Here is an 11,950-nt window from a genome sequence, read left to right as displayed (position 1 = left end):
CATAATGGTGGGTCGTGCGGGATTCGAACCTGCGACCAATTGATTAAAAGTCAACTGCTCTACCAACTGAGCTAACGACCCATTATGTTTACTGCTTGATGACAATTCAGTGCCAGTCGTGCGGGATTACTCGTCCTGCGGACTCGCCTTTCGGGTCAACGCTGCGCGTTGTTGTCTCGCTTCACTCGGCTCGAACCTTTAACCAATTGATTAAAAGTCAACTGCTCCACCAACTGAGCTAACGACCCATTATGTATTACTGCGAACGATAATTTCCTGTTGCTTTAACGTTTTACAAGTTGTCTTGGCAACGGCGGCATATATTACTAATTTCTCTTCACAGTGCAACTTAAATTTCTGTAAAGACGTCTAACTGCTTGTTCTTCGCTCGCTAAAGCCCAGAAATTAGTCAATAAGACCAATTCCTGGGCTCGAAAAAGCTAAAGTGCAGATAAACGTTTCTGTGCTTGTTTAGCAGCATCAGTGTTGGGATATTGCTTGATCACTTGTTGATAAACCGCCTTAGCTTTATCACTTTGGCCTTTATCCTGCATGATCACCCCGACTTTAAACATCGCTTCTGAACTTTTTGGGGACTTTGGATAATTTTTTACAACAACAGCATAATAATACGCAGCATCGTCTTTCTTACCTTTGTTGTAATACAACTGCCCTAACCAGTAATTGGCATTAGGCTGGTAAGTCGACTTTGGGTACTGTTTCACAAAGCCTTGGAAAGCAGTGATCGCTTGATCGTATTGCTTTTTCTCAAGAGCCAGAGAAACGGCTGCATTATAATCGCTGTTTTCATCACCAGTACTTGCTGCAGGTGCCGCTGTAGCCGCTGCTGCGCCTGCGGTGGCAGCATCAGAACTTCCAGCCGCTGCATTGTCTGTCGCAGCGCCAGCAGCCGCAGGCGTTGAAGTAGACGCCCCCTGACCACCGCTCAGACTATCTATCTGCTGATAGATCTGTTTTTGCCGCTCAACAATTTGATTGAGCTGATACTGATTTTCTTGGATCTGACCGCGTAAACTATCTACATCGCGTTGCGAATCTGATAGTTGTTGCTGAAGTTGAGTTAATAGTTGGCTGTGAGCGTTGGAAATACGCTCAAGTTGGGTGACCCGATCTTCTACCGAGCCGGAGCCGACATTACTGATTGGCGCTTGGGCAGTAGCGGCCCATGGGACCGCTACGCCAACCAGTAACGACAGACCCACTAAGTGACGTCTGAAGTTACTGTTCATGCGATTCTCTTAGTAAACCAGAACTGCACGACGGTTTTTAGCAAATGCTGCTTCGTCATGGCCCAGTACTGCTGGCTTCTCTTTACCGTAAGAAACGATAGAGATTTGGTCAGCAGAAACACCTTTACCTTGCAGATACATTTTCACTGCGTTTGCACGACGCTCGCCCAACGCGATGTTGTATTCTGGCGTGCCGCGTTCATCTGCGTGGCCTTCAACAACAACTTTGTAAGATGGGTTGCTACGCAGGAATGCAGCATGCGCATCCAGCATTTGAGCGAAGTCAGAACCGATATCGTATTTATCGAAACCGAAGTAAACGATATTGTTCTTTTGCAGTTCTTGCATCTGAAGACGCGCTTGCTCTTCGGAAGACAGGTTGCTGCCGTTTTCTGTACCAGTGCCAGCGCCCATGCCAGATTGGTCATTATTTGCGCTTTTGTTGGAACTACAAGCCGCTACAGCCAGAACTGGCAAAGCCAACATTAGCCCTTTTAGCACTTTGTTCAGTTGCATCTCTTTGATCCTTTTTTATAGTTTGCCATACATACGTATTTACACATGCATCACAGATACGGCGACCAGGCAGGAAATTTGACCTGTCCATCAGTTGCCGGAAGACGCGCTTTGAAACGCCCATCAGTCGAGACCAGCTGTAACACGGCTCCCAGCCCTTGTGTCGAGCTATAGATAACCATGGTGCCGTTAGGCGCGATACTAGGCGTTTCATCCAGGAACGTGTCCGTTAATACTTGAACGGCTCCCGTTACTAGATCCATTTTGGCGATGTGTTGTGCCCCACCATTGGAACTAACCAATACCAGGAACTTACCATCAGGACTCACATCTGCGTTCTGGTTCTGAGAACCTTCCCACGTGATTCGCTGTGGCGCACCGCCATTAATATTCACTTTATACACTTGTGGACGACCGCCCTGATCCGAGGTATAGGCCAGGTTTTGGCTATCCGGGAACCAGCTTGGTTCAGTGTTATTGCTACGGCCATCGGTCACCTGGCTGATTTGGCCAGAACCCAAGTCCATAACATACAAATTCAAGCTACCGCTTTTAGACAAAGCGAAGGCCAGTTTGGTACCGTCTGGTGAGAAAGCTGGCGCACCATTATGGCGTGGGAATGAAGCCACTTGTCTGATTGCACTATTTGCCAACGTCTGAATAACCAGCGCTGATTTGCCGCTTTCGAATGTGACATAAGCAATTTTGCTACCATCTGGAGACCAGGCTGGTGACATCAGAGGCTCTGGGGAGCGGTGAACCACAAACTGGTTGTAACCATCGTAATCAGAAACTCGCAATTCATGTGGGAATTTGCCGCCGTTGGTTTGCACCACATAAGCAATTCGGGTACGGAAAGCACCTTTAATCCCAGTCAGCTTTTCAAATACTTCGTCACTGGCGGTATGCGCGGCATAACGTAACCATTGTTTAGTCACTTTATACTGATTCTGCGCCAAAACGCTACCCGCAGCACCAGAGGTATCCACTAACTGGTAAGAAACCACAAAGCTGCCATCAGCACTTGGCTGAACCTGCCCTACAACCACGGCATCAATACCCAATGCAGTCCAGGCCGCAGGTGTCACTTCAGCTGCAGTAGACGGCTGCTGTGGCATACGCGCCGCATCAATTGGATTAAATTTGCCACTGTTGCGTAAATCTGCGCCGACGATCGCGCCAATCTCTTCCGGTGGTGTACCTGGCCCCATCCATTTGAATGGCACAACGCCAATTGGACGAGCAGAATCTACCCCTTGGGTAATTTCAATGCGAACTTCCGCGTGTAAAACAGAAGCCCATAAAACTAAAAAGCCTAGCGCAACTCGACATGCCTGCTTCATCTTGTCTCCCTTACCCGAGCGGGATGCCCGTGATAATTAGCAGAATTTTAACAAACCAACGCAAACAAAACTACATAATACATGGATGCTTAACAGAGTATATCCCCGTCAATCAAACCTTATTGAGGTTTAAATACAAGCGGAGCATTCTTAAACACCTCATAAACATCAGAACTTGGTGGTTTAGGGATCTTCGCTTGTTTTGCTGCGGCGATTGCAGCCTGGCACAGTGCCGGGTCGCCCCCTTCCGCTTTAACATCAATTAATAGACCATCTGGTGCTAATTTAATTCGCAGATCACAGGTACGGCCTTTGTAAAGATCTGCATCATAAAATTTACTTTGGATCGCGGCAGTAATCTGGCCTAGATAGCCACTGACCTCCGCGCCTGATGCTCCGCTCTTCTTGCCACCACCTTTACCAGCCGCAGCAGCGCCAGCACCTGACCCACTTTTCGGTGCATTCTTGGAGTTTGCCAAGCCACCGAATAAATCATCGACATCTGTTGTCGCGGCAGCTTCTGCGGCGGCTTTTTTCTTGGCCTCAGCAGCAGCGGCTTTCTTAGCATCAGCAGCCGCTTTTTTCTCAGCATCAGCGGCAGCTTTCTTTTCAGCGGCTTCTGTTGCAGCTTTTTCAGCCGCTTGCGCGGCCTTCTTCGCATCAGCATCAGCTTGTTTCTTCGCAGCAGCAGCGACAGCAGCTTCTTTTTTGGCCTCAGCTTCGGCTTTTTTCTGTGCTTCAGCCTGCGCTTTCACCAGCTTATCAGCCTCTGCTTTGGCTTGAGCCGCAGCGGCCTCAGCTTGTTTCTGTTCTTCTTTAGCTTTCGCCGCAGCAGCGGCGGCCACTTTTTGTTGCTCCGCCGCTTCTTTCTGCTGTTCCGCAGCTTGCTTTTTCTGTTCTTCAGCTGCCTGCTTGGCATCTTCTTGCGCTTGCAGACGCTCTTTTTCTAATTCTTTCAGGCGCTGTTGTTCTGTTGCCTGTTTTTGCTGTAATTCTTCAGCTTGCTGATCGGCTTTCTTCTGGCGTTGTTGTTCCGCCCGTTTAGCGTCCGTCTGCTGCTGTTGCTGGCGGTTATACTGCTCTGTCACCGCGCCCGGATCGACCATAACGGCGTCAATAACTTCACCGCCAGCACCGCCGCCGCCCATTTCAGTCGTCTGCGTCAGAGAGCCCCAAATCAACAGGGCAATCAATATGATGTGCAGAACCACCGACACTATAACAGCGCGATTCAGCTTATCATTTTGCTCGGTTGCCTTACCCACGCTCGATTTCCACACTCGATGTCCGCGCTCTATTGCTAAAAAACGGAACTGCCAAAAACAGGGTATCTACTGGCTGGATTCACTATCAACCCAGCCAATATCAACGCAAATTTATATCGGTTGAGTCATTAAGCCTACCGATGTCACCCCAGCCTGATGCAGCATATTAAGGGCCTTAATAATTTCATCATAAGGAACCTCTTTCGCGCCACCGATCAGAAATACAGTTTTCGGATTCGCTTTCAACCTTGCTTGAGCCTCTGCCACCACTTGTTCTGAGGGTAGTTGCTCCATCCGCTGATGGTCAATAACCAGCGAGTATTGGCCCACACCTGATACTTCGACAATCACCGGAGGATTATCATCGCTGGAGACAGTTTTTGAATCCGTCGCGTCAGGTAAGTCCACCTCAACGCTTTGCGTGATAATCGGCGCGGTCGCCATAAAAATCAGCAATAGCACCAGCAAAACGTCGAGCAAGGGAACAATGTTAATTTCAGACTTAAGCTCGCGCCGTTTACGACCACGTCCTCGCGCCATACAACCCCCTACTTATTTGCTCTCGGCGCTGGCAAAAGCCTGGCGATGCAGAATAGCAATGAACTCTTCCATGAAGTTGTCATAGTTTTGTTCAAGTTTATTCACACGCTGATTCAGGCGGTTATAAGCCATAACAGCAGGGATAGCGGCAAACAAGCCGATCGCCGTGGCAATCAGTGCTTCAGCAATACCCGGTGCGACCATTTGCAATGTCGCCTGCTTGACTGCACCCAGAGAAATAAAGGCATGCATAATCCCCCATACTGTACCAAACAGACCAATATACGGGCTGATGGAACCAACAGTACCAAGGAAAGGAATATGAGTTTCCAGCGCTTCTAATTCGCGGTTCATCGAGATGCGCATCGCACGGGAAGCACCGTCAATCACCGCTTCAGGTGCATGGCTATTTGCACGATGTAAACGCGCAAACTCTTTAAATCCGGAATGGAAGATTTGCTCGGAACCACCCAGCGTATCACGGCGAGCCTGACTTTCTTGATACAGGCGAGACAGCTCGATGCCGGACCAAAATTTATCTTCGAAGGCTTCAGCATCGCGGGTAGCCGCATTCAGAATACGCGTTCGCTGAATGATTATCGCCCATGAAGCAATAGAAAAGCCCATCAATACCAGCATGATAAGCTTAACGAATAGGCTTGCCTGCAGGAATAAATCCAGAATGTTCATGTCAGCCACTACTTAAACTCCGCGACAATAGACTTAGGAAGCGCTCTTGGCTTCATTTGGTGTGGATCGATACATGCGATCAATACTTCTGCACTACTCAGAAGATTGCCATGTGAGTCGAGAATTCGTTGAGCAAACGTGAGAGAAGCCCCACGCATTGCGGTAATTTCACTCTGGACCTCCAGCATATCATCAAGACGTGCAGGTGCCAGATATTCTACCGTCATGCGGCGGACAGCGAAAGCGACATGCTCACTGAGCAATTGCTGCTGGTGAAAATTGCGTTGGCGCAACATTTCTGTGCGCGCCCTTTCATAAAAGGCAACGTAGCGTGCATGGTAAACCACGCCACCAGCATCAGTGTCTTCAAAGTAGACACGAACCGGCCATCGAAACAACGTATTACTCACTCTACTTCCCAGTAATGCAGTTAACGGACACACTATACTGAAGAGTGCTAAGGTTTGGAATCACTTGCAAGAATAGAACGAAAATAATTATGGGCCAGGCGGCCCATAAAGGAGAGATTGTATTCAGATTAGGCGAAACATGACCAGATTAGACAAAAAAGTAGAATAATCCCGCGCCCAAGATCACAATTGCTGGAAGTGGTGAGAAAAAAGCGCGTAACCACATCCGTTTTGGACGAAAACCAACGCCATGAATCACACCGGTACAAACCGCCCACACGATAAACACCTCTTGCCAGACTTCCAGTGAGCTGGTTGCCGCCGCAAAACGCGAAGGGTCCCAGAACACACAAAAAGCCACAGCAAATGCGAGCACCAGTGAAAGGGCTCGTAGCGAGCCCTTGTCCATTAGATTGTATAGCTTATCAGACAACATCGTCTTCGCCATTATTAGCGGCTTTCGCTGCTGCGTTGGCTTCACTCTGCTCCAGCGCCAGAGCAGTAATGATACCAAAGGAGCAGGCCAGAAGTGTCCCTAAAATCCAGGCAAAATACCACATGCTTTATGCTCCTTAGTACAGTGAATGCTTGTTGTTTTCGATGAACTCTTTATCAATGCGCCCGAACATCTTGTAGTAACACCAGCTGGTGTAAATCAGGATGAGAGGAACAAAAATTATCGCAACAATGGTCATCACTTTCAGCGTTAACAGGCTCGATGTTGCATCCCACATTGTCAGGCTGACATTTGGCACGGTGCTTGACGGCATAACAAATGGGAACATGGTGACCCCAGCAGTCAGTATCACACAGGCAATGGTCAATGATGAGAACAGGAACGCCCAAGCCCCTTTTTCAAAGCGCGATAACAAGATGGTGAACAGAGGCAAAATTACGCCCAGTGCTGGCAGCGCCCACAAACTTGGATACTTGTTGAAGTTAATCAACCAGGCACCCGCTTGATGTGCAACTTCTTTGCGCATCGGGTTAGATTGAGCTGCTGTATCTAACGCTGACGTAATCACAAAGCCATCAATACCATTAACTAACCAGATACCGGCTAGCAGGAAGGCAACCGCCATGACCAAAGCAGAGATTTGCGCCGCAGCACGGGAACGCAAGTGCAGCTCCCCACGAGTACGCATTTGCAGATAAGTCGCACCCTGTGTGACCAGCATGGTCAAGCTGACCACCCCTGCCAGTAAACCAAATGGGTTTAGCAACTGGAAGAAGTTACCGGTGTAGAACAGACGCATATAGCTATCCATATGGAACGGCACGCCTTGCAGCAAGTTACCGAACGCTACACCGAACACCACAGCTGGCACGAAGCTACCGACAAAAATGCCCCAGTCCCACATATTGCGCCAGCGGTTGTTCTCCAGCTTAGACCGGTAATCGAAACCGACCGGGCGGAAGAATAACGCAGCCAACACCAAAATCATCGCAATATAGAAGCCGGAGAATGCCGCGGCATACACCATTGGCCAGGCAGCAAACAACGCCCCACCCGCAGTTATCAGCCAAACCTGATTACCATCCCAGTGAGGGGCAATCGAGTTAATCATAATGCGACGTTCTGTATCATTTTTCCCGATGATGCGCAGCAGGATACCGACGCCCATATCGAAACCATCAGTGACTGCGAAACCAATCAGCAGTACACCGATCAGTAGCCACCAGATAAATCGTAATACTTCATAATCAAACATAAGTGGACTCCTGTTTACCGTGCTTCCTGCACTGGGGCAGTCGGCTGTTCAAAATGATAACGGCCAGTTTTCAGGCTGCTAGGCCCAAGGCGCGCGAATTTGAACATCAGGTACATTTCTGCCACCAGGAACAGCGTGTACAAACCGCAAATCAGCCCCATGGAGAATAGGATATCCCCGGCGGAGACGGATGAGTTTGCAATGGCTGTCGGTAGCACTTCACCGATGGCCCATGGTTGGCGACCATATTCCGCCACAAACCAACCTGCTTCGACTGCAATCCAGGGTAACGGAATACCGAACAATGCGGCACGCAGTAACCATTTTTTCTCGCCAATCCGACCACGAACCACATTATAGAAGGACAGGCCGATGATAATTAACATCAGGAAGCCACAGGCCACCATGATACGGAAGGCAAAGTACAGCGGCAGAACGCGAGGAATGGAGTCCTGTGCTGCTAACTGAATTTGCTCTTCAGTGGCATCCGTTACGTTTTGTGTATAACGCTTCAGTAACAGACCGTAACCCAAGTCTTGTTTCGCCTTACTGAATGCTTCACGCACGGCTGGGTCGGTATTACCGGAGCGTAATTTTTCTAACAGACTGTAAGCATGGATACCATTACGGATACGGACTTCGTGCTGAGACATCAAATCACGTAAGCCGATAACTGGCGTATCCAATGAACGGGTCGCAATTATCCCCAGAGCAAATGGAATCTGAACCGCAAACCGGTTCTCCATGGTTTCCTGATTGGGGATGGCAAATAGCGTGAAAGCCGCCGGAGGTGGCTGAGTTTCCCATTCTGCTTCAATCGCAGCCAATTTGGTTTTCTGCACGTCACCCATCTCATAACCGGATTCATCACCCAGCACGATAACAGACAGCACGGCAGCCATACCAAAACTCGCAGCAATAGCAAAGGAACGTTTGGCGAACGGAATATCACGGCCTTTCAATAGATAGTAAGAACTGATACCCAGAACAAACATCGCACCGGTGACATAGCCTGCTGCCACAGTGTGAACGAATTTCACCTGAGCAACTGGGTTTAGCACCAACTCTGAGAAGCTCAGCATTTCCATACGCATGGTTTCAAAGTTGAAGTCAGATGCAATCGGGTTTTGCATCCAGCCATTCGCAACCAAGATCCACAGTGCAGAGAAGTTAGAGCCTAATGCAACCAGCCAGGTTACCGCCAAATGCTGGTGTTTACTCAGACGATCCCAACCGAAGAAGAATAGACCGACGAAAGTAGATTCTAAGAAGAACGCCATTAAACCTTCGATTGCCAGAGGGGCACCGAAGATATCACCGACGTAATGTGAGAAATATGACCAGTTGGTCCCGAATTGGAACTCCATAGTCAGACCAGTAGCAACACCCAGAGCAAAGTTAATCGCAAATAACTTACCCCAGAACTTGGTCATATCTTTATAGATTTGTTTGCCAGACAGCACATAAACCGATTCCATAATTGCCAACAAAAACGCCATACCCAGCGTTAGTGGGACAAATAAGAAATGGTACATTGCCGTCAAGGCAAACTGTAACCGTGACAGTTCGACAATATCAAACATCTTGACTCCTTGCTCCTCGCACGAAGACTCCGACTTGCGGCAACTGGACCTCCGTTATATTGGAAGTTTAGTCATTACCCGCAGTGAATGCCCAAAAAAACACAACAAAAATAACAATATCAACTACCCAGTATTACACCGCGGTAATAGTACGCTTCTAATCCCACACAATAAATAGGATTTTACGTGACCCAGCTTCGAGTTCTGGATACAGGTCAATAAATAGGCCGTTTGCCTATCATGGCGTAATTTGATCCAGAACAATTTAAGCCCATATGAACATTATTGCTATATTCAAAAGTTGATTTAGAACAATTATTTCTTTTTAATGTTAATTAAAAGTTCGATTGTTTTTATATAATCCATAGCTGTTAATAAAATGTAATTTTATGGTTTACCTAATGCTTTATTACGTGGTTATTATGCGATCCAGGTTAACTTTTAAATTTATTATTTTCAGAGTGAGTTAAATCACATTTCCGAGTTTTATGTGATTATATTAGCCTATCCTGCGGGAAGCGTTCGCAAGTGTTGCCGTTTTGTTGCATGATAAAGTGCTATTACCTGATAAATGAATCTCCTACAATGAAAAAAATAGCACTTACCACATTATTCTGTATTAGCGCCCCCGTTTTCGCTGCACCACAAGTTGATATTACTATCTTGGGAACCTCTGATTTACATGGCACTTTCGTACCATGGGACTATGCCAGCGACAGTGAAAATCTGGCCGGTAGTCTGAGTCAAATAGCCACCAAAGTGCATAAAATACGAGCTGAACAGCCGAATATTATTCTGGTGGATGCTGGCGATACTATTCAGGGCAACTTTGTCGAAACCTTTAAAAACGAACCCATCAGCCCAATGATCCTTGGCTTTAATGCCTTGAAATATGACGCCTGGGTGATGGGTAATCACGAATTCGATTTTGGCTTGAAAGTCCTTTCTACTTCACTAAAACAATTTGACGGCGCAGCACTGGCGGGCAATATTTTCTGGGATTCAGGTAAACCCTACCTGCCCTCTTACAAAATTATTGAACGCCAAGGGGTTAAAATCGGCATTATCGGGATGGATACCCCGATGACCGCCGAGTTTGCTCAGGGCACTGACCGCATTAATGGCATCCATTTCACTGATCCAGTGCAGGAAGTGAAAAAGGTCATTCAGCAACTCCAGCCACAGGTAGATGCCATTGTTCTGGTGGCACATATGGGAATTGACAATGAGAATCAGCGGCCCGGAACCGGTGTTGGCGATATCGCCAAAGCCAATCCAGAGCTTGCTGCCATTGTCGCGGGCCATATGCATGTGAAAGTTGATAAAGCGGTGATCAATGGCGTCATTATTACTGAGCCGGATAAATATGGCCGTGCCCTTTCCCGTATTGATCTGAAATTTGAGCAACGTGATGGGAAATATCACCTAATAGAGAAAGACAGCTACACCTACCCTATCAAGGGGGTTGAGTCTGATAAAACACTGGAATCACTCTATCAACCTTACCACGATATTTTGCGCGCCAATGCTAATCGAGTGATTGCGAAACTGAGCGGGATAAATTTGGTCCCGCCGGATGAGATTAAAGGTATTCCGCAAGTCCATGTGCAAGACACGGGCATCAGTGCGCTGTATCAAGAAGCCGCACATTATTATGCCCCGCAGGCCCAAGTCATCGCCTTGCAGATTGATAATGACCGTCCAAAAATGGATGTGGGTGATATCACAGCTAAAGATATTGCATTCAACTATCAATATGCTGGCGGTGAAATTACGGTTTATGCCCTGACCGGTAAAGAACTGAAGCAATATATGGAGTGGTCGGCTGACTACTTTAACCAAGTTAAGCCGGGCGACGTAACCTACAGCTTTAACCCGCAGCGCCGTGCCTCTAAATATTCGACTAATGACTTCTTTGATGGGGTGATATACACCATTGATTTACGTCAACCTGCGGGTGCACGTATCACCGATCTGCGCCTCAATGATGGCACTCCCGTTACAGATATCACTCCCATACATTTGGGCATGAACAGTTATCGGATGGGGCATTTAACGCAAAAAGGCGGCGTGCTCGAAGGACAATCATTCCCGATATTGTCGGACAGCAAAGCCCAATATGGTGAAGAAGAAGGCACTATCCGTAACCTAACAATTCACTATCTGACGGATGTTAAAGCGGGGAAATATGAGGGTAAACCTCAACAGCGCTGGCATTTGGTGGGGCTGGAAGGCTATGAGAAAGAGCGGCAGATTGTTAAACAACTGATTAATGACGGCACCATAGCCGTGCCAGCCACAGACGATGGCCGCTATACCAACATTGCATCTATCAATGTCAAAGATAAGCTGTTTAAAGATAAAGCCCGTTACGAGGCGGCTTTAGCAACATTGCAACAGCAAGCAGCTGCGGCCAGCAGTGAACAGGCCAAACAACAAGCACAAACAGATATTGCTCTTATTACGGCGCTGAATAAATTCTGATTAGGTATTAAAAAGGCCATCCTAAGGTGGCCTCAGACCGCTGACAAAGTCAAATAAAGGGAAAACGTGCCGTTGGGGTCGTGGTGGCGTAAGCCACCGGAGTGCCCCTAGGTGCGGTCAACCCTTTACTCACTGAGTTTTATTAACCTCAGGCCAC

At 47.8% G+C, this 11,950-nt stretch carries 12 protein-coding genes, 1 tRNA gene and 1 other RNA gene; 1 reads left to right on the top strand and 13 read right to left on the bottom strand.

What is annotated here, in order from left to right; all coding sequences use genetic code 11:
- Positions 1-5: 5 nt before the first annotated feature.
- The 13 genes from FTA91_RS01935 to cydA form a co-directional block, all read right to left on the bottom strand.
- Positions 6-81: transfer RNA gene (locus FTA91_RS01935), tRNA-Lys, on the bottom strand.
- Positions 82-109: 28 nt separating this feature from the next.
- A non-coding RNA gene (locus FTA91_RS20005) (RtT sRNA) lies at positions 110-241 on the bottom strand.
- A gap of 199 nt (positions 242-440) precedes the next feature.
- Positions 441-1,250: a cell division protein CpoB gene (gene cpoB / locus FTA91_RS01925; protein ID WP_050112735.1), complete on the bottom strand. Its 810-nt coding sequence runs from the start codon at positions 1,248-1,250 to the stop codon at positions 441-443.
- A 9-nt stretch (positions 1,251-1,259) separates the two neighbouring features.
- Complete coding sequence (gene pal / locus FTA91_RS01920; RefSeq protein WP_005278500.1) at positions 1,260-1,766, bottom strand: peptidoglycan-associated lipoprotein Pal; 507 nt, start codon at positions 1,764-1,766, stop codon at positions 1,260-1,262.
- Between the two features lie 50 nt (positions 1,767-1,816).
- Complete coding sequence (gene tolB, locus FTA91_RS01915; RefSeq protein ID WP_050112734.1) at positions 1,817-3,109, bottom strand: Tol-Pal system beta propeller repeat protein TolB; 1,293 nt, start codon at positions 3,107-3,109, stop codon at positions 1,817-1,819.
- Positions 3,110-3,228: 119 nt separating this feature from the next.
- Positions 3,229-4,374: a cell envelope integrity protein TolA gene (gene tolA / locus FTA91_RS01910; protein ID WP_050112732.1), complete on the bottom strand. Its 1,146-nt coding sequence runs from the start codon at positions 4,372-4,374 to the stop codon at positions 3,229-3,231.
- Between the two features lie 111 nt (positions 4,375-4,485).
- Positions 4,486-4,914, bottom strand: coding sequence for a colicin uptake protein TolR (gene tolR / locus FTA91_RS01905; protein ID WP_145535830.1), 429 nt, complete (start codon positions 4,912-4,914; stop codon positions 4,486-4,488).
- Between the two features lie 12 nt (positions 4,915-4,926).
- Positions 4,927-5,613, bottom strand: coding sequence for a Tol-Pal system protein TolQ (gene tolQ, locus FTA91_RS01900; protein ID WP_004393307.1), 687 nt, complete (start codon positions 5,611-5,613; stop codon positions 4,927-4,929).
- Positions 5,613-6,014, bottom strand: a complete 402-nt coding sequence (ybgC, locus tag FTA91_RS01895) for a tol-pal system-associated acyl-CoA thioesterase (RefSeq protein ID WP_005165498.1) — start codon at positions 6,012-6,014, stop codon at positions 5,613-5,615. The genes tolQ and ybgC overlap by 1 nt, the downstream gene beginning before the upstream one ends.
- Positions 6,015-6,162: 148 nt before the next feature.
- Positions 6,163-6,450, bottom strand: coding sequence for a cyd operon protein YbgE (ybgE, locus tag FTA91_RS01890; protein ID WP_050112730.1), 288 nt, complete (start codon positions 6,448-6,450; stop codon positions 6,163-6,165).
- Complete coding sequence (gene cydX, locus FTA91_RS01885; protein ID WP_050112728.1) at positions 6,440-6,574, bottom strand: cytochrome bd-I oxidase subunit CydX; 135 nt, start codon at positions 6,572-6,574, stop codon at positions 6,440-6,442. The genes ybgE and cydX overlap by 11 nt, the downstream gene beginning before the upstream one ends.
- A gap of 12 nt (positions 6,575-6,586) precedes the next feature.
- Positions 6,587-7,726 carry a cytochrome d ubiquinol oxidase subunit II gene (gene cydB / locus FTA91_RS01880; RefSeq protein ID WP_050112727.1) on the bottom strand — a complete coding sequence of 380 codons (1,140 nt, stop codon included), beginning with the start codon at positions 7,724-7,726 and terminating at the stop codon, positions 6,587-6,589.
- Positions 7,727-7,740: 14 nt separating this feature from the next.
- Positions 7,741-9,309 (bottom strand): cytochrome ubiquinol oxidase subunit I, encoded by a 1,569-nt coding sequence (gene cydA / locus FTA91_RS01875; protein WP_050112725.1) that lies wholly within the window; start codon positions 9,307-9,309, stop codon positions 7,741-7,743.
- 585 nt (positions 9,310-9,894) lie between these two features.
- On the opposite strand from cydA, the gene FTA91_RS01870 reads away from it, so the two are divergent.
- Entirely contained in the window at positions 9,895-11,793 is a 1,899-nt protein-coding gene (locus tag FTA91_RS01870; protein WP_145535832.1) for a bifunctional metallophosphatase/5'-nucleotidase, read from the top strand.
- Positions 11,794-11,950 lie beyond the last annotated feature (157 nt).

Origin of the sequence: Yersinia thracica (assembly GCF_902170565.1) — a bacterium.
GTDB classification, from domain to species: Bacteria; Pseudomonadota; Gammaproteobacteria; order Enterobacterales; family Enterobacteriaceae; genus Yersinia; species Yersinia thracica.
This window is presented reverse-complemented; position numbering and strand designations above follow the sequence as displayed.

Coding starts and splice junctions, on each gene's coding strand:
- FTA91_RS01870 (WP_145535832.1), top strand. CDS start 9,895: ATGAAAAAAATAGCACTTACCACATTATTCTGTATTAGCGCCCCCGTT.
- cydA (WP_050112725.1), bottom strand. CDS start 9,309: ATGTTTGATATTGTCGAACTGTCACGGTTACAGTTTGCCTTGACGGCA.
- cpoB (WP_050112735.1), bottom strand. CDS start 1,250: ATGAACAGTAACTTCAGACGTCACTTAGTGGGTCTGTCGTTACTGGTT.
- ybgE (WP_050112730.1), bottom strand. CDS start 6,450: ATGTTGTCTGATAAGCTATACAATCTAATGGACAAGGGCTCGCTACGA.
- pal (WP_005278500.1), bottom strand. CDS start 1,766: ATGCAACTGAACAAAGTGCTAAAAGGGCTAATGTTGGCTTTGCCAGTT.
- tolB (WP_050112734.1), bottom strand. CDS start 3,109: ATGAAGCAGGCATGTCGAGTTGCGCTAGGCTTTTTAGTTTTATGGGCT.
- tolR (WP_145535830.1), bottom strand. CDS start 4,914: ATGGCGCGAGGACGTGGTCGTAAACGGCGCGAGCTTAAGTCTGAAATT.
- cydB (WP_050112727.1), bottom strand. CDS start 7,726: ATGTTTGATTATGAAGTATTACGATTTATCTGGTGGCTACTGATCGGT.
- cydX (WP_050112728.1), bottom strand. CDS start 6,574: ATGTGGTATTTTGCCTGGATTTTAGGGACACTTCTGGCCTGCTCCTTT.